The 19101-nt window shown below is 66.3% G+C and carries 11 protein-coding genes and 1 pseudogene; 11 read left to right on the top strand and 1 reads right to left on the bottom strand.

What is annotated here, in order from left to right:
- Window positions 1–71 precede the first annotated feature (71 nt).
- Together LK459_RS03775 and LK459_RS03770 are read left to right on the top strand one after the other, a co-directional pair.
- Complete coding sequence (locus tag LK459_RS03775; protein WP_007238663.1) at window positions 72–692, top strand: nitroreductase family protein; 621 nt, start codon at window positions 72–74, stop codon at window positions 690–692.
- Window positions 693–750: 58 nt separating this feature from the next.
- Complete coding sequence (locus LK459_RS03770) at window positions 751–1395, top strand: TetR/AcrR family transcriptional regulator (RefSeq protein ID WP_039993951.1); 645 nt, start codon at window positions 751–753, stop codon at window positions 1393–1395.
- 374 nt (window positions 1396–1769) lie between these two features.
- Here LK459_RS03770 and LK459_RS03765 read toward each other — a convergent pair whose 3' ends face one another.
- The gene (locus LK459_RS03765) at window positions 1770–5405 is read right to left on the bottom strand and encodes an indolepyruvate ferredoxin oxidoreductase family protein (RefSeq protein WP_227921899.1); all 3636 of its coding nucleotides are present in this window, start codon (window positions 5403–5405) and stop codon (window positions 1770–1772) included.
- Between the two features lie 310 nt (window positions 5406–5715).
- Here LK459_RS03765 and LK459_RS03760 point away from each other — a divergent pair, with 310 nt between their 5' ends.
- The 9 genes and pseudogenes from LK459_RS03760 to LK459_RS03720 all read left to right on the top strand — a co-directional run bounded on the left by LK459_RS03760 (window position 5716) and on the right by LK459_RS03720 (window position 19071).
- Window positions 5716–7263 (top strand): carboxyl transferase domain-containing protein, encoded by a 1548-nt coding sequence (locus LK459_RS03760; protein ID WP_039993952.1) that lies wholly within the window; start codon window positions 5716–5718, stop codon window positions 7261–7263.
- Window positions 7264–7325: 62 nt separating this feature from the next.
- Entirely contained in the window at window positions 7326–9398 is a 2073-nt protein-coding gene (locus LK459_RS03755) for an acetyl/propionyl/methylcrotonyl-CoA carboxylase subunit alpha (RefSeq protein ID WP_039993953.1), read from the top strand.
- Complete coding sequence (locus tag LK459_RS03750) at window positions 9398–10543, top strand: acyl-CoA dehydrogenase family protein (RefSeq protein WP_227921898.1); 1146 nt, start codon at window positions 9398–9400, stop codon at window positions 10541–10543. Before LK459_RS03755 ends, LK459_RS03750 begins: the two co-directional genes overlap by 1 nt.
- On the top strand, window positions 10540–11049 hold the full coding sequence (locus tag LK459_RS03745) for a MaoC family dehydratase (RefSeq protein ID WP_007238669.1): 510 nt from the start codon (window positions 10540–10542) through the stop codon (window positions 11047–11049). The genes LK459_RS03750 and LK459_RS03745 overlap by 4 nt, the downstream gene beginning before the upstream one ends.
- A gap of 51 nt (window positions 11050–11100) precedes the next feature.
- A complete protein-coding gene (locus LK459_RS03740; RefSeq protein ID WP_007238670.1) occupies window positions 11101–12024 on the top strand; it encodes an HpcH/HpaI aldolase/citrate lyase family protein in 924 nt (307 codons plus the stop codon).
- Between the two features lie 104 nt (window positions 12025–12128).
- Window positions 12129–13818: pseudogene (locus LK459_RS03735) on the top strand (AMP-binding protein).
- Window positions 13818–15824: an acetoacetate--CoA ligase gene (locus LK459_RS03730; RefSeq protein ID WP_007238672.1), complete on the top strand. Its 2007-nt coding sequence runs from the start codon at window positions 13818–13820 to the stop codon at window positions 15822–15824. Before LK459_RS03735 ends, LK459_RS03730 begins: the two are co-directional and overlap by 1 nt.
- A gap of 99 nt (window positions 15825–15923) precedes the next feature.
- A complete protein-coding gene (locus LK459_RS03725) occupies window positions 15924–17276 on the top strand; it encodes a hypothetical protein (protein WP_007238673.1) in 1353 nt (450 codons plus the stop codon).
- Between the two features lie 235 nt (window positions 17277–17511).
- A complete protein-coding gene (locus LK459_RS03720) occupies window positions 17512–19071 on the top strand; it encodes a cell division protein PerM (RefSeq protein ID WP_227921896.1) in 1560 nt (519 codons plus the stop codon).
- The last annotated feature ends 30 nt before the right edge of the window (window positions 19072–19101 follow it).

Genomic DNA, 19101 nt, shown 5'->3' with positions numbered 1-19101 from the left:
CTTTGGGAACTGGCTGGCTCGCCGCGCACGCCACCGATGACACCGCGCGGCACCGACGACCGAGGAGCGAGATGACCGACCTTCTGCCTCTGGACCCCGACGAATTGCTCACGACGACCCGCTCGGTTCGCAAGCGACTCGACCTGGAGCGACCTGTTCCGATCGAGGTGGTCCGCGAAGCGCTCGAGGTCGCGATCCAGGCCCCGACCGGGTCGAACGCGCAGGGGTGGCATTGGATCGTCATCACCGACACCGACCTCAAGCGTCAGGTCGCCGACTACTACGCCCGCTCGTTCGCCGCATATTCGGCGCAGCGGACGGTGTCGACCGAGACCGCCCGACGAGTCGCGGCCAGTGCCCAGTACCTCGCCGACGTGATGGGTGAGGTACCCGTGTTGGTGCTGGGCGCGATCAAGACGGGCGGCGAGTTGCCCGAGGGAAATCAGGCCGGGGTGTGGGGATCACTGCTTCCCGGCGCCTGGAGTCTGATGCTGGCACTGCGGGCACGCGGACTTGGCTCGGCGTGGACGACCTTGCACCTGACCTACGAGCAGGAGGTGGCCGACCTGCTCGGTATCCCCGACGGAGTACACCAGGGCGTACTCCTGCCGATCGCCTACACCCAGGGCACCGACTTCTCACCGGCGCAACGCAAGCCGCTCGACGACGTCTTGCACGTCAACGGTTGGTGATCGACGCGGCGGAACACGTCGCGTGCTCGACCGTCCCGACGGTAGATTCGATGGCACCATGAGCCCAGCAGACCCCGTCGAGGCCCCAACGCGCGCAACACCGGTCACCCCGCCGCTCACCAAACGTGGTGAGGCGAAGGCTGCTCGGCGTCGGGAAATGCTCGACGCCGCTGCGCGCCAGATGGCCGCCAGGGGATTCGCCGGGGTGCGTCTCGAGGACATCGGCGGCGCCGTCGGTGTCAGCGGACCCGCGATGTATCGACATTTCGCGTCGAAGACCGACCTTCTCGACCAGATGCTGCTCGACATCAGCCACCGGCTCCGCGACGGGGGCGCCGAGGTCGTCGACCGCGGACTACCGCCCGCCGAGACGCTTGAGGCGTTGATCCACTTCCACATCGACGTCCTGGTCAGTAAACCCGACCTGATCGTCGTGCAGGATCGAGACCTGCACAACCTGACACCCGCAGCCAATCACGAGGTGCGGTCGCTGCAGCGCCGCTACGTCGAGCAGTGGGTGGACGTCCTGCTCGCACTGATGACCGAACGCGGTGTGACTCTGGCGCGGCAGGAGGCCCGCGTTCGTGTGCACGCGATGTTCGGCCTGCTCAACTCCTCGCCGCGACTGCCCGCGCTCGACAGCGATCGCCTGCGCGCCGTCCTGACGGCGATGGCCACCGCCGCGCTGGAGTCCGCGCAGTAGCGCGGTGGCTCCGGGGGTCGACCCTGCTTCAGGGCCGGCGCCGCGCCGAAAGTAGGGGAAGGCGCTGAAAGTAGGGGAAGGGATGTTTCCGCTAGTTTTGGGCGTTTCCGCGGGTTGTTTCTGGGGGAAGCGTCGAAAACCCGCGGGAGGGTTCAGGGCGGGCCCGTGCTGAAAGTAGGGGAAGGTTCTGCGCTGGGTTCTTCCGCTGGTTTTGGGCGTTTCCGCGGGTTGTTTCTAGGGGAAGCGTCGAAAACCCGCGGAAGGGTCCAGCGGGACAGCGCTGAAAGCAGGGGAAGGGTCCGCGCCCGACCCTTCCCCTACTTTCCACCCCACCCCACCCCAGTCCGGGCAGCCACCCCGGTCGGGCAGCGGTGTCAGATGCCCAACTCGGCTCGGCGCCGCTCGACCTCTGCGCGATACTTCGCGACGTTGTCCATCTTGATCTGCTCGTAGCCGCGGACCATGTCGGGTAGACCCGCCAGCTCGACGAGCGCAGACAGTCGGCCAGGCTCGGCGGTCGCGGAAGCGAGGGCACCGAGAATGGCGTCGACGAGATCGGAATACTCGACGACGAGCTCGCGCTCGGTGCGTCGGATCTCGGTGTAGCCGAACGGATCGAGGCGCGTGCCGCGCAACTTCTTCATCTTCGCGAGCCCGGCGAGCACGGGCGCGGTGCGGGCGCCGAACGCCATCTTCTCCTTGCGGCCCAGTGCACGCAGCAGCGGGGGGTGCAACCGTACGGCGACTTTCGCGTCGTCGCCGTACTCGCCCGCGATCTGCGCGGCGAATGCCGGGTCGGCGGTCAGTCGTGCCACCTCGTACTCGTCCTTGTACGCCATGAGCTTGTACAGATTACGGGCGACGGCGTCGACGAGTTCGGGACTACCCGACTCGCGTGCCACCCGGCCGACGACGTCGAGATATGCACCGGCGTAACGTTCGTCGGCGTAGACGACGAGCTCGTCGACGCGGATTCCGACCGTATAGGCGAGGTCGTCGCTGAGGCCGAGGTGCGCAATCTGTCCACGAGCGAACGAACTGGGCTCCACCGCAACGGGTTCGACACCCGCCGCGGTGATCTCGTGCGAGACCGCCTCCGGGTCCTCGATGACCTGGCGTCCGCGTCGGAATGCCTGGAGGTTGGCCGCGACGGCGACGCCGTTGAGTTCGACGGCGCGTTCGATCGCCTCCGCCGAGATCGGTAGTGCGCCGGTCTGATACGCCGCGCCCACCATCACCATGTTGGCGAACTGCTCGTCGTCGAACAGCTCGGTCGCGAGCGCGCCCGCGTCGAGATAGGCCGCCCGCGACACCCTGGCGTCGATCGATTCGTGCACCGAGACGTCGGCGGGGAAGCCCACCGACGTGTCGATGACCATGGCGCCGGTGGGGATTCGGGTCGTCGAGACCACCGCGACGGTGCGGTCGGGTGCGGTCACCTTCAGATTCGCCGGATCGGTCCCGACGATGGAGTCGCATGCGAGGTACAGGTCGCAGGTGTCGGCCGCGGCCTTGGCGGCCTGTTCGATGAGGCGCAGGTCGGCTCGACCAGCGTCGGGACCGGCCGAGGACAGCGCGGAGACCTTGATGTCACTGACCACGGCACCGCCCTTCTGCGCGAGGCCGGTCATGTCGACGGTCCTGGCCGCATGTCCGTCGAGGAACGCCGCGGTGGCGAGGATCTGCGACACGGTGACCACCCCGGTACCGCCGATTCCCGTGATACGCATCGTGAAATCGGTGCCCGCCGTGACTGGCCGTGAGGTCGAGGGAGTGGGGATTGCAGCGGCGTCGATCTCGGTTGCGCGGCGCGACTCCGGCGTGTGACCCGGCGTGACGGTGACGAACGACGGGCAATCGCCCTTGAGACAGGAGAAGTCGAGATTGCACGAACTCTGGTCGATGCGCGTCTTGCGGCCGAACTCGGTCGAGACGGGATGTACCGACAGGCAATTCGACTTCTCGCCGCAGTCACCGCACCCCTCGCAGATGCGTTCGTTGATCACGACACGCTGCGTGGGGGTGGACATCTGACCACGCTTGCGTTTACGTCGCTTCTCCGCCGCGCAGTGCTGGTCGTGGATGAGGACTGTGACACCGGGGATCCCGGCGAGATCGCGCTGTATCTCGGCGAGGTCGGACCGGTCACGCACATCGACGCCGTCCGCCAGGTCTGCCGATCGCGTGCGTGACGGATCGTCGGAGGTGACGACGATGCGCGACACACCCTCGGCGGCGAGCAATCGTGTCAGCTGTGCGAGGCTGAACTCGCCCACCGGATCCTGACCACCGGTCATCGCGACGGTGCCGTTGTAGAGCAGTTTGTAGGTGATGTTCTCACCCGATGCGACGGCGGCACGCAGGGCGAGCGACCCCGAATGCGTGAACGTCCCGTCGCCGATGTTCTGCACGAAGTGGTCGGCGGGTACGAACGGTGCCATGCCGAGCCACTGCGCGCCTTCGCCGCCCATCTGGGTGACTCCGGCGATGTCGCCCACCTGCTGCGGGTCCATCATCAGAACCATGGCGTGACAACCGATTCCGCCGCCGACGAGGGTTCCCGGACTGACCTTGGTGGAGCTGTTGTGGGGGCAGCCCGAGCAGAAATACGGGGTGCGTACCGCGAGAGGGAGCTCGATGCGAGTGGGAGATCGACGCGCATTATGTTGATCGAGCCACGTCTGTGCGGCGTCGAGGTGATGGTGTCGGGCCAGCCTCGTCGCGAGCCCGAGAGTGACTGCGTCGACGTCGAGTTCACCGAATCGGGAGAACAACGTCGACCCGTCCTCGTGGACCTTGCCGACGATGCGCGGGGCGCGGGGGTGGCGATAGAGCATGTCGCGCATCATGGTCTCGATGAAGTCGCGCTTCTCCTCGACGACGATGACCTCGTCGAGCTGACCCGCGGCGGTGTCGGTGATGAAGCGTTCGAGGATGTCGCGGTCGAGCGGATAGACCATGCCGAGCTTGAGGATGCGAATACCCGCGCGCTGCATGTCTGCTTCGTCGAGACCCATGAGGCGCAATGCATTACGCAGATCGAGGTAGGTCTTTCCGGCGGCGACCAGACCGATCCTGTCGTCGCCGCTTCGCACCGCGATCCGGTTGACGCCGTTGAGTTGCGCGTATGCGAGCGCGCGCGGGATGCGGGTGGTGAGCTGATTCTGCTCGAGCTCCATGAGATTGGCGCCGAGTAGCTTGCCGCTCGGTACGTGCGGACTCCGACCGAGATCGCCGTAGACGGGTAGTACGCGGTCGGGGTGCACCACGGCGGTCGACGAACCGTCGGCCACGTGCGCGGAGATCTTGAGCGAGGTCCACAGACCGCTGACCCGACTCATCACTGCAGCGTGCACCCCGAGGTCGAGGATGTCCTGGGAGTCGGCGGGGTAGAGGGTCGGGATGTAGAGGTCTGCGAGCGCCATCTCCGAGGTGCAGGGGACCGTCGAACTCTTGGCGGCGGGATCGTCGCCGACGAGGGCCACCGCGCCACCGTCGGGATGCGTGCCGATGAGGTTGGCGTGGCGCAGTGCGTCCGACGCCCGATCGAGGCCCGGTGCCTTGCCGTACCAGTAGCCGACGACCCCGTTGCGTAGGTGACCGTCGTCGTCGGCCGCCAGTGGGCCTAGGGTCGGTGCCAGTTGCGATCCCATCACCGATGTCGCTGCGAGCTCCTCGTTGAGCCCTGGTCGGTGCACGACATCGAAGGGTGCGAGGAGCGACTTTCTGCGCATGAGTTCGAGGTCGAAGCCCGCCAGTGGTGATCCCTCGTAGCCGGAGACGAACGACGCCGTGCGGAGATTCTGCCTGCGGTCGATACGTGCGCGGTCGGCGATCATCCGGACGAGCGCTGTGATGCCACCGAGAAAGATCGGACCCTCTTCGCGGGTGTAGCGATCGTCGAGTGTGAAGTCACCGGGGCGCATCGACGCGCGGGGTGCTGCAGCTGCTGATGTCTTCGCGGTGGTGTCGCGCCGAAATCGGTCGGCTCGATCATCTGCGAGGGTCACGGGTTCACCTGGCCTTCGTGTTGTGTCGGCGTCGGCACCGGGTGTGGCCGACGACCTGTGGGCTGGGTCCGGGGTGGTGGACCGCACCCTCAACAGTACGAAATTGCGTGACGCGCGTCACGCTAGACCCGACAATGACTGGTAGGTGACAGCGTCCCAGCAATCGGCTAGAGTCAATTCAGTTAATTGCAGCTAACTGAAAGGTCTGACTGTGACGAGTGTGGTCTCGACAGGCTCGACCAGCGGTGGCGGCTCGACCAGCGGTGGCGGCTCGACCGGCGGAAGTGGTGCGCATCCGACCGGCCGCGAGGTGCACGAATCCCACGTCGCGACGCTGCGCGAGCGTCTCGAGCGCGTCGCGGTCGGCGGTGGTGAACGCGCTCGTGAGCGCCACATCTCCCGGGGCAAGCTACTGCCACGCGACCGGGTCGACGGTCTTCTCGACGTCGGGTCACCGTTCCTCGAGGTCGCCCCGCTCGCGGCATTCGGCATGTACGACGACAAGGTTCCGTCGGCGGGCGTGATCGCCGGTGTCGGGCGTGTGGCTGGTCGCGAATGCATGATCGTCGCCAACGATGCGACGGTGTCGGGCGGCACCTACTACCCGATGACGGTCAAGAAGCATCTGCGTGCGCAGGAGATCGCCGCAGCGAATCGTCTGCCCTGCATCTACCTCGTCGACTCGGGCGGGGCGATGCTGCTCCAACAGGACGAGGTGTTTCCCGACCGCGAGCACTTCGGCCGCATCTTCTACAACCAGGCAACCATGAGTGCCGCGGGCATCCCGCAGATCGCCGCGGTGCTCGGGTCGTCCACCGCCGGCGGCGCCTATGTACCCGCGATGAGCGACGAGACCGTGATCGTCCGCAACCAGGGCACGATCTTCCTCGCCGGTCCGCCACTGGTGAAGGCGGCGACGGGCGAGGACGTCACCGCAGAGGACCTCGGTGGCGGTGCGATGCACTCGTCGGTGTCCGGTGTCACCGACCATCTCGTCGACAACGACCAGCAGGCGCTGGCCAAGGTGCGCGAGATCGTCGCCACGCTCGGCCCGCGTGACCCTGCACAGTGGGAAACCATCGCGCCACGCGAACCCGTACGCAGCCAGACCGACATCTACGACGTGGTCCCCACCGATGCCCGCACACCGTACGACGTGCGCCAGGTGATCGAGATCATCAGCGACGCGGGAGAGTTCACCGAGTTCAAGGCGAACTACGGCACCACGCTCGTGACCGCATTCGCGCACGTACACGGACACCCGGTCGGCTTCGTCGCCAACAACGGCGTGCTGTTCAGCGAATCGGCGCTCAAGGGAGCACATTTCATCGAACTGTGCGACCAGCGTCGAATCCCGTTGGTGTTCCTACAGAACATCACCGGGTTCATGGTCGGGCGCGCCTACGAGGAGGGCGGCATCGCCAAGAACGGCGCCAAGATGGTCAACGCCGTCGCGTGCGCGCGCGTGCCGAAGTTCACCGTGATGATCGGCGGGTCGTTCGGCGCGGGCAACTACTCGATGTGCGGCCGTGCGTACTCGCCCCGATTCCTGTGGTCATGGCCGAACGCACGCATCTCGGTCATGGGTGGACCGCAGGCCGCCGACACCCTGGCGACCGTGCGTCGCAATCAGATCGAGCGGTCCGGCGACGACTGGTCGACCGACGACGAGGAGGCGTTCAAGGCGCCGATCCGGAAACAATTCGACGAGCAGTCCGATGCCTATTATTCGACTGCGCGACTGTGGGACGACGGCATCGTCGATCCGGCACAGACCCGCACACTTCTCGGCTTGGCGCTCGAAACGGCACGCCACGCACCGCTGGCGGAACCTCGTTACGGCGTGTTCCGGATGTGACCACGCGATCGATGCGAACCCAGACCAACGAAGCGATTCCAGCGACCATGGATGCGAGTGACATGACGACACCGACACCCCGCCCGATCCGCAGTGTTCTCGTCGCCAATCGTGGCGAGATCGCGTGTCGGGTCATCGAGACCTTGCGTCGCATGGGGATTCGCAGCATCGCCGTCTACTCCGACGCGGATGCCGACGCCCTGCACGTGCGGATGGCCGACGTCGCCGTGCGGCTCGGACCCGCGCCGGCCGCGCAGAGCTACCTCGACATCGACGCCGTGGTGCGGGCCGCGCAGCAGACCGGAGCCGACGCGGTGCATCCCGGCTACGGATTTCTGTCCGAGAACCAGAAATTCGCGGCAGCGCTCGATGCCGCCGCCATCACGTTCATCGGACCGCCCGCAGCGGCGATCGCGACGATGGGCGACAAGATCACCGCGCGCGCGGCTGTCGTCGAACGCGATGTCCCGGTGGTTCCCGGCCTGTCACGTCCCGGCCTGTCCGACGACGATCTGATCGCCGCGGCACCCGACATCGGATTCCCGGTACTGATCAAACCGAGCGCCGGTGGTGGCGGCAAGGGCATGCACCGTGTGGAGGACCCCGAGGAGCTGCCCGCCGCACTGCAGCGTGCGCGTCGTGAGGCCGGATCGGCATTCGGCGACGACTCGCTGTTCCTCGAGCACTTCGTCGACACGCCCCGCCACATCGAGGTGCAGATCCTCGCCGACAAGTACGGCAACGTGATTCACCTCGGTGAGCGCGAGTGTTCGCTCCAACGCCGACATCAGAAGGTCATCGAGGAGGCACCCTCGGCACTCCTCGACGAGGCGACACGCGCCAGAATCGGTGAAGCGGCATGCGACGCCGCGCGCAGCGTCGGCTACACCGGAGCGGGCACCGTCGAATTCATCGTGTCCGCCAAGCGGCCGGACCAGTTCTTCTTCATGGAGATGAACACCCGCCTGCAGGTGGAGCACCCTGTGACCGAACTGGTCACCGGGATAGACCTCGTCGAGCAACAGGTCCGGGTGGCACGCGGCGAGAAACTGGCGCTTACCCAGGGCGACGTCAAGCTGTCGGGGCATGCGATCGAGGCGCGGGTCTACGCCGAGGACCCCGCGCGCGGTTTCCTGCCGACGGGCGGCACGATCGTCGCTCTCGACCAGCCCGACGACCGGTCCGACACGAGTGGACACCGCGGTGTACGTGTCGACTCCGCGATGTTCGCGGGCATGGTCGTCGGCAGCGACTACGACCCCATGCTGGCGAAGGTCATCGCCTACGGCGGTGATCGGGACGAAGCGATCGAACGCCTCGACCAGGCGCTCGCACACACCCGAGTGCTCGGTGTGGTGACCAACATCGACTTCTGCCGATTCGTGTTGGCGCAGCAGCGCGTCCGCGACGCCGACCTCGACACGGAGCTCCTCGACCGACTGGTCGTGGATTACACTGCACCGCAACCGGTTCCGGAGGCCCTGGTTCTGGTCGGCGCTGCTCGGACCGGGTTCCGTGCGTCGGGAGACGTGTGGCGCACCGAGGTCGGCTGGCGGATCGGCGCGCCCGCGCCGGTGGTGACCCGCATCGTCGACGGCGAGGGGAGACATTGGACGGTCACGCTGCGCGTCGACGCCGCAACCGACGAGACACTTCGCGGGCACGCATCGGTCACCGGCGATGTCGACGGAGACGACGAACCGTGGGAAGCAGACGTTGAGTACCGTCGGATTACGCAGAGCGGCAACGATTCCCACGTCGATCGATTAATCGTCGACGGTGTCAGCCAGTCGTGGTCACATGCCGAGGTCGACGGATCATGGTGGGTATCGGGTCCGCACGGAACGTGGACGCTCGAACTCGCCCGGCCGATTCTCGACGAGGCCGCCGACGAGCAGGCAGGGGAGATCACCTCGCCGATGCCGGGAACCGTCGTCGCGGTGTCGGTCGCCGACGGTGAGGCGGTGGAGGCAGGCGTCCCCGTCATCGTCGTCGAGGCGATGAAGATGGAGCACACCCTGACCGCGCCGACGGCCGGTGTCGTCGCACTCGCCGCGAAGGTCGGCGACAAGGTCGCGGCCGGTCACACACTTGCACAGATAACAGACGAGAACTCGATGGAGCAGGCGAACTGATGGAACTCAGCCAGGAATACACCGACCTGATCGGCAGCGTGCGGGACTTCGCGCAGTCGGTTGTCGCGCCGGTCTCAGCCACACACGATGCCGAACACAGCTTCCCGTACGAGGTCGTCTCGCAGATGGGCAAGATGGGACTGTTCGGACTGCCCTTCCCCGAGGAGTACGGCGGGATGGGCGGCGACTATTTCGCGCTGTCGTTGGCACTCGAAGAACTCGGCAAGGTCGACCAGTCGGTCGCCATCACGCTCGAAGCCGGAGTCAGCCTCGGCGCGATGCCCATCTACAAGTTCGGCACCGAGGAGCAGAAGCAGCGCTACCTACCCGACCTGACGTCGGGCGTCGCACTCGCCGGCTTCGGTCTCACCGAACCGGGGGCGGGATCGGATGCGGGGGCCACCGCAACCACTGCCCGCGACGACGGTGACAGTTGGATCATCAACGGCGCCAAGCAGTTCATCACGAACTCCGGAACCGATATCACCTCGCTGGTCACCGTCACCGCGGTCACCGGTGTGAAGGAGAACGGGCGCAAGGAGATCTCCACCATCATCGTGCCCTCCGACACCGCCGGGTTCACCGCGGAACCGGCGTACAACAAGGTCGGTTGGAACGCCTCGGACACCCATCCGTTGACGTTCACGGACGCGCGCGTGCCCAAGGAGAATCTGCTGGGAACCCGTGGTCGCGGGTACGCGAACTTCCTGTCGATCCTCGACGAGGGCCGCATCGCGATCGCGGCGCTCGCGACCGGTGTCGCCCAGGGATGTGTGGACGAGAGCGTGAAGTACGCCAAGGAGCGTCAGTCCTTCGGGCAACCGATCGGCAACTACCAGTCGGTGTCGTTCGCGATCGCCCGGATGGAGGCCAGGGCGCACGTGGCCCGCACCGCCTACTACGATGTCGCGGCGAAGATGTTGGCGGGCAAGCCGTTCAAGAAAGAGGCGTCGATCGCCAAGATGATCGCCAGTGAGGCCGCGATGGACAACGCGCGCATGGCGACACAGATCCACGGCGGCTACGGCTTCATGAACGAGTACCCGGTGGCGCGTCACTATCGCGACTCGAAGATCCTCGAGATCGGGGAGGGCACCACCGAGGTTCAGCTCATGCTGATCGCGCGCGAGTTGGGCTTCTCATGAACGACGACACGCAATCGTCCACGTCGACGGTGCGCAGAGTGATACAACGCGGACTGTGGTTCGAGGAATTCGACGAGGGCACGGTCTACGAGCACCGGCCGGGTCGAACCGTGACCGAGGCCGACAACGTGTTGTTCACCACGCTCACCATGAACACCCAGGCGCTGCATCTCGACGCCGCATGGTCGGCACAGCAACCGGGTTTCGGCGGTCAGCGACTCATCAACTCGATGTTCACGCTGTCGACCATCGTGGGTCTGTCGGTGTCGCAACTGACGCAGGGGACACTCGTGGCGAACCTCGGATTCAGCGAGGTCGCTTTTCCCGCACCGCTGTTCGCAGGCGACACGCTGTACGCGGAGACCGAGTGCACCGGCAAGCGCGAATCGAGGTCACGGCCCGGCGAGGGAGTGGTCAACCTCCTCCACATCGGCCGCAACCAGGACGGGGTGGTCGTCGCACGTGCTGCGAGGGCCACACTGGTACGGAAGCAACCCGACGACTGACCCGCGGGAGACACACCTCCGCGGGGCGTCCGACGAACAGGAGTGAGAATCGTGACCACCGGCCCGATCGTGCCACCCAATCAGTTTGGTGTTGCCAGCCAGATCGGCAACGAACCCCAGATGCTGGCCAACGCATGGCTGCCATCCGGTCCCGCGATGCTCTTCTGTCCGGCCGACCGTCCCGAGCGCTACCAGAAGGCGCTGGAACGGGCCGATGTTGTCATCCTCGACCTCGAAGACGCCGTTGCCCCGGAGAACCGCACCGACGCCCGAGAAGCGTTGATCGCCAATGCCATCGACCCCGACCGCACAGTGGTGCGAATCAATCCGGCGGGCACCGGTGACTACCGACGTGACCTGGCCGCCCTGAGCGACACCAACTATCGAGTGGTCATGCAAGCCAAGGCGGAGACCGCCGAGTCGGTGATCGAAACAGCGTTTCAGACGATCGCCCTCATCGAGACGCCGCTCGGAGTGGTGAATGTCAACCAGATCGCGCAGGCGGTGAACTGCATCGGATTGATGTGGGGTGCAGAGGATCTCGTCGCGGGTCTCGGTGGTAAGTCGAGTCGCTTCGCCGCCGGTGAGCCGGGCGCCGGCACGTACCGCGACGTGGCGCGTTACGCCCGTGCGATGGTGCGCATCTCCTCGGCAGCCGCCGGTATCTTCGCAGTCGATTCGGTGCATCTCGACATCCCCGACACCGACGGGCTCGCCGCCGAGGTGCGTGACGCCGTGGCACTGGGCTACGCCGCGACCGCGTGCATCCACCCCTCGCAGGTGGAGGTCATCCGCACCGGGTACAGCCCCGACCCCGACGAAGTCGATTGGGCGAAGAAGGTTCTCGAGAAGTCCGAAGAGTTCGGGGGCGGTGTATTCAGCCTCGACGGCCAGATGATCGACGGTCCGGTGTTGCGTCAGGCTGAGGCCGTGCTGGCCCGCGCTGCGGCCGCGGAGAATCTGACAACACCATGACCGCCACCGACGGCGCAGGCTGTGAGCCGGTCGACGCCGGTCGGGCTGGACTAGACCACCGCCTGTGAGCACATCCCAGAGTCCGCGACAAGAAAGTGACCGAAATGGACGAGCAGACCGTCGAACTGTCTTATGCCCGTGGTGAAGACAGCCCACCGCTGCTGACCGAGCCGATCGGTGCGACACTGGCACGCACGACCGAGTCCTTCCCCGACAATCTCGCGCTCGTCGACGCGCCCACCGACCGCACCTGGACCTACCGCGAGTTCCGCGCCGACGTTCTGGCGCTCGCCGCGGGTCTGCTCCGACTCGGAGTGGGCAAGGGTGACCGCGTCGGACTCTGGGCGCCCAATCGCCCCGAGTGGGTGGTCACCCAGTACGCCACGGCGGAGATCGGTGCCATTCTCGTCAACCTCAACCCTGCGTACCGGCAGAACGAACTCGACTATGCGTTGACGCAGTCGGGAACCAGCGTCGTCCTCGCAGCAAAGCGGTACAAGGACTCCGACTACAAGGGCATGCTCGACGCTGCACGTCCGTCGGCGCCGGAGTTGCGTGAGGTGATCTGCTTCGAGACGCCTGCATGGCAGGAGTTGGTCGCGCAACCGTCGAACGACGAGTTGTCGGCTGTCGCAGAATGCGCGGCGACACTCGAACCACACGACCCGATCAACATCCAGTACACCTCGGGCACAACGGGTTTCCCGAAGGGTGCGACCCTCACGCACAGCAACATCAGCAACAACGGCTACCTGGTGGGGGAACTCCTCGCCTATACCGACGCCGACCGGATAGCCATCCCGGTGCCCTTCTATCACTGCTTCGGCATGTGTGATGGGCAATTTGGCGGCCACGAGTCACGGTGCGGCGATGGTCATCCCGTCACCGACGTTCGACCCCGAAGCCGCGTTGCGTGCTGTCGCCGAGTATCGCTGCACCAGTTTGTACGGTGTGCCGACCATGTTCATCGCGGAATTGGCGCTGCTCGACCACTCCGAGCCCGGGCAGTTCGATCTGTCGAGCCTGCGCACCGGGATCATGGCGGGCTCGCCGTGCCCCGAGCATGTGATGCGGCAGGTCGTCGACCGGATGCACATGGGTGAGGTCTCCATTTGTTACGGCATGACCGAGACATCGCCGGTGTCGTGTCAGACCCGTGTCGACGATCCACTGGAACTGCGCGTTGGCACCGTGGGACGGGTCGGGCCGCATCTGGAGATCAAGGTCGTCGACCCGATCTCGGGAGAAACGTTGCCCCGTGGGGAAACCGGAGAGTTCTGCACGCGCGGATACAGCGTGATGAGCGGGTATTGGAACGAGCCGGTGAAGACAGCCGAGGCCCTCGACGCCGACGGGTGGATGCACACGGGCGACCTCGCCGTCATGGACGCCGGGAGCGGAGCGAGCGGGTCGAATGTGACCGACGCCGGGAGCGGAGCGGGGTACGTGCGTATCACCGGGCGGATCAAGGACATGGTGATACGCGGCGGCGAGAACATCTACCCGCGGGAGATCGAGGAATTCCTCTACACGCATCCCGATATTCTCGACGCGCAGGTCATCGGAGTGCCGGACGAACGCTACGGTGAAGAACTGATGGCATGGATCCAGTTGCGCGACGGGGTCGCCGATCTCACTGCCGACGATGTCCGCGAGTTCGCGACCGGCAAGATCGCACGGCACAAGATCCCGCGCTATGTGCACGTGGTCAAGGAGTTCCCGATGACGGTCACCGGCAAGGTGCGCAAGGTGGCCATGCGGGAGGAATCGGTCGACTTGCTGGGGTTGTCGTGATGGGATCGTCGACGCACAGCGATACCGCCAGTCGCATCGACGATTTCGCGCGGCAGGTGGCAGCGCGACACGGCGTCGACACGGCGTCGTACGACGCGTTGTGGTCATGGTCGGTGGAGCAGCCGGCGCAGTTCTGGCGCGCGGTGTGGGAGTACTTCGAACTCGACGACATCGCCGGTCCGTTGGCCGATGGTGACGACGCCGTGCTCGCGTCGACGACCATGCCTGGAGCGCAGTGGTTTCCGGGTGTCACCCTGAATTACGTCGACCAGGTCTTCCGCAACGCCGACGAGCCCGGCGCGGCCGACCGTGCGGCGATTGTGGGCGTCGACGAGGACGGCGCACGGGTGACTCTGAGCTGGACGCAACTGCGAGAACAGTCGTTGGCGTTCGCGCAGCGACTGCGCGAACTCGGTGTCGGTGTCTCTGACGTGGTCGCCGCGTACCTGCCGGACATTCCCGAGGCGTTGGTGGCTTTCCTCGGTACCGCTGCGGTCGGGGCTATCTGGTCGGGGTGCGGCCAGGACTACGCGCCATCAGGTGCGGCGGGACGACTGGCTCAACTCGGACCGAAGGTCCTCGTGACAGCCGATGGGTATCGCTACAACGGTAAGGACATCGACAAAGCCGCCGACAGTGCAGAGCTCGCGGGCCTTCTCGACGACTTACGCGCGCACGTTGTCGTCGGCGACCCGTCGCGTCAACCCACCCGCGACATCGATGTCGTCGACTATGAGTCGGTGGTGGCGCGGCCGCGTGAGGTCGACGCCGACATCCCTGTCAAGGTCGGTTTCGACCACCCACTGTGGGTGTTGTTCAGTTCCGGGACCACCGGTCGGCCCAAGGGGATCGTGCACGGGCACGGTGGCGTCGTCGTCGAACATCTCAAAGCGGCCGGGCTGCACGCTGATCTGTCTCGCGACGATGTGTTCTTCTGGCACACCGCATTGAGCTGGATGATGTGGAACTTCCAGGCGGCTGGTCTGCTCGTCGGCGCGGAGATCGTGTGTTACAGCGGTTCTCCGCTTCATCCCGACGCCGATCGGCTCTGGGGACTGGTGGCCGCCGAGGGCGTCACCTACTTCGGCACCAGTCCGGGGCAGCTGCAGGCGAGCCGCAAAGCCGGTCTCGTTCCCGGTCGCGACCACGACCTGTCCGCGCTGCGCGGTATCGGGAGCACTGGTTCGGCGTTGTCTGCCGACCTGTTCGAGTGGATCGACGAGAACGTGCGTCCCGGCCTTCCGGTGTCGTCGATCAGTGGCGGCACGGACGTGGTGACCGCGTTCGCGGGTGGTTCGTCGGGACAGCCGGTGGTGCCCGGTGAGCTCTCGGTGCGCTACCTCGGGGTGGCGTTGGAGAGCTGGGCTGCCGACACCACGCCGCTGATCGGTGAGGTGGGTGAGATGGTCGTCACCGCACCGATGCCGTCGATGCCGGTCAGCTTCTGGAACGACCCGGACGGCGCCCGATACCGGTCGGCGTACTTCTCGCACGAATGGTCGACGCCGGACGACTCCGATCCGCACGCGCAGGATGTCTGGCGGCATGGGGACTGGGTGACAGTCACCGACCGCGGCTCGCTGGTCATTCACGGCCGCAGCGACGCGACGCTGAACAAGCAGGGCGTGCGGATGGGATCAGCCGACATCTACGAGGTCGTCGAAAGCCTCGATGAGGTGGCAGAAGCCTTCGTACTCGGTGTCGACGGGCCAGACGGCACGTACTGGATGCCGCTGTTCGTGACCCTCGTGCCGGGCGCGATGCTCGACGACGCCCTGCGCACCCGGATCGCTTCGGCGATCCGCACACGACTGTCCCCACGGCACGTTCCGGACGAGGTCGTCGAGGCTCCCGGAATCCCGCACACACGCACGGGCAAGAAGCTCGAAGTGCCTGTGACAGCCATCCTGGCGGGCCGGTCGGGCGTCGACGTCGACCCCCGCTCGATCGACGATCCGGACCTCATCGAGTGGTACGCGGCCCGCGGTCGCGAACACCGGTGGTGAGGGATCCGTCTCACACCGATGTACTAGCGTGGTCGGGGAACTGCCGTCCCCGCCGACGCTGGGGAACGGTTCGAATGCTTCGAGCAGGAGATGTGACGTATGAGCTATCAGCCGGGGGGCTCCGGTTTCGGAGCCTCTGAATCGAGCCAGGGCTATGGTCGGTCGGCCGGTCAGTCCGCCGGTCAACCAGGCGGGCCCGGCTCGGGATATCCCCAGGCCGGCAGTGGCCAGCACAGCCAGGACCAGCAGACTCCGCCGCAGTACGGATACGGCCAGCAGTCCGCTGGACAATACGGTTACGGCCAGACGCCCGGATACAACCAGCAGGGAGCCCAGGGCTACGGGCAGCCGCAGGGTTACGGCGAACAGGGCTATGGCGAACAGGGGTACGGCCAGCAAGGCTATCCCCAGAGCCAATACGGCCAACCGGAGTACGCACAGCCGGGCTACGGTCAGCAAGACCCCAGCCAGTATGGATACGGGCAGGGCCAGTACGGCTACGGATCAGCGCAGAAGCCCGTTGGCCAGGGCCTTCCGGCAAACCTCCCGGTGATCCTGGGGATCGCCCTGAGCGCGCTGTCGGCGGTGAATCTCCTGATCGGCTTCTGGAACGACGGCACCGGTCTGATCAACGGAGTCATCGTCATCGTGCTCGCGTTGCTCGCGGCGCTGGTGCCCACCAAGGTCGGGGTGAACGCGATCGTCCCCGTGGTGGCCGCGTGGACCAGCGCGGTGGCGATCGGCCACATCTATTCGATCATCCATCTCGCGGTGGGTGACTTCGGTCCGTACTCGCCGACCACCCCTGCGATTGACTACGTACAGCTCGTTCTCGAACTGTTCATCGCAGGACTGGCGATCTTCTGGCTGCTCGTTGTTCTCGGCCAGGTCAAGGTCGCACCGGCTGCTGGCGCGACGTCGGGGTCGATCCCTGCAGGGTCGACGGTGACCGCTGCGGAGCAGACCACCGTCATATCCGCGACCGCGCCCGCCACTCAGGCATACGGACAGGCGTACGGGCAGGGGCAGACGTATGGGCAGTCAACCGCTGCCGGATACGGCGATGCTCAGGCGTCGGGTAAGGCTCAGGCGCCGGTGGCGTCGAATTACGGCCAGTCCGCGTACACGTACGGCCAGTCGCCCAGTTCTCAGTCCGGTGCGACGTCGTCCTACGGCGCGGGCGCCCCGTCGTCTGCACCCACTCCATCCGTGCCTGGTGCATCAGCGTCTTCGGCATCTGCGCCTGGTGCATCTGCGTCCAGCCCATCTGCGCCGTCCGGCGACCAGTCGACCGGTCCCTCGGCTTCCACGGAGCCGCGCAGTGCGGCGTCGCCCCCCGCCTCGCCCACGTCGAGCCCTTCGGCAGCAGCGGGATACGCGGACCGCACCTCGGCGTTCACCAAGCCGGGGCCGCATGATCAGCCGGGGCAGAGCGGCTCGTCGCAGAGCTGACCTCGCCTGGCGATCGGCGGCGATCTGCTGAGAATCGCATCACCACGTATGGAGGGCTTCGCCGGACGGCGGGGCCCTCCACGCGTCTCATACCCGCTCGTGTCATTCGGTGCGTGTCGTGAGCATCACCCCTCGGCGCGTCTCCGACTCAACTGCAGTCACTCGTGTCACGCTCGTAACGATGTCGTCGATCAGGTCTGTGTCCTCAGAAAGTCTCTCCGCACGCTTGCGCCAGGTGCGGCGGGCGACCCGCGCGCAGCGGGTCGGCACCGAGGGCACGGCGCGTGAACTGGTCCTCGTGGCGTTCGGGGTTCCCGTCGTCACGGTGATGGTCGTCCTTGTCTGCGTGCTTGCCGTTCTCCTCATGTCCGGGGGTGACATGTCGGGGATCGCGAGTTCGATCTCCGCGTGCTGGCTCGCGATCCACCAGGTGCCGCTGACGATGAACGGCGTGACCCTCGGCGTGCTGCCCTTGTTGCCGACGCTGCTCGTCGCTGCGGGGACCGCAGGGTTCGCCTCGTCCGCCAGCCGGGTGGGGCGATCGCCGTCGGAACTGGCCGCTATCGCAGCAGCCGCCGTGGGCGGACCGCTCGTCATCACGGCCATGGCGTTGGCTGTGCTCATGGACGGGTCGTCGGACATGCCCGTCGCCGCGCCGAATGCGTTGTTGGCCTTCGGGTGCACGATCGCTCTGCACGGGATTGCGACCGCGGCGGGTGTCGTCTGGCGACGACGCCGGGATCTCGCCACCCAGGCGTCGGTCACGGCAGCCGACCGTCGAGGATTACGTTTCGGTCTGCTCGCGGCGGTGGCACTTCTCGCGGCGGGTTCGATCCTGGTGCTGGTCCGCCTGCTGCTGAGTTTTTCCGAGGTCGGGCACCTCATCAGCGGTGGCTACCGATTCGATGGCTATCTGGGGCTCACGGTCCTGTCGATTCTGTACCTGCCCAACGTCATCGTCGGCGCAACGGCGGTGCTGGTCGGGGCGAGCGCCCACATCGGGACGATGTCTGTCGACCTGTTGTCGGTGCGCAGCGGCCCGATGCCTCCGGTGCCGTTGCTCGCCGCGCTCCCCGAGACCGACCACGGTTCACTCGGGATCCTCGGATTCGTGGTGCCCGCAGCCATCGCCGGTTACGTCGGTTGGCGATGCCGGTCCCTCGACCCGATCGCCCATGTGCGCTCGGTCGGCGTCGCCGGTGCCGTTGCGGCGTCGATGATCGTGTTACTCGGCTGGCCCGCGGGTGGCCAGCTCGGTGAGATCGGCGCGACCGGCATCAACGTCGCCGCCGCAGGCGTGTTCACCTTCGGCTGGATCGCCGTGGTCGGACTCATCGTCGCGCTGGTCTATGGCTGCCTTCCGTCGACCCGGCAGGCAAGGCTGCAGCCCGATCTCCACGACGACCTCGACGCGTGGTTCGACGACCAGGAACTCGACGACGCCGGATACGACGACGACTACGTCGTAGAGTCCTGGGACGTCGATCGTCCGCAGAGCGACACCGACCTGGATCGCGATGAGGGTGACGAGTGGGGCATGGACGACGAGTCGGACATCGACGAGATCGGGGATGACGCCGACGGCACCGAGGATCTCGTCGACGGCACCGGCTTGGACGTCGACGGCACCGACTTGGACGGCGACGGCACCGCCTTGGATGCCGACGGCACCGCCTTGGACGCCGAGGGCACCAGCGCGGACGGCGACGGCACCGAGGATCTCGTCGACGGCACCGTCGGCGCCGCGCCTCGCTCACAACGGGCGAACAGCGATCCATTAGGCTCGCAGATGTGACCCGAACTCCCATCGACGCTGCCGGCAACC

This window comes from Gordonia otitidis (assembly GCF_020735545.1).
Lineage (GTDB): Bacteria > Actinomycetota > Actinomycetes > Mycobacteriales > Mycobacteriaceae > Gordonia > Gordonia otitidis.
This window is presented reverse-complemented; position numbering and strand designations above follow the sequence as displayed.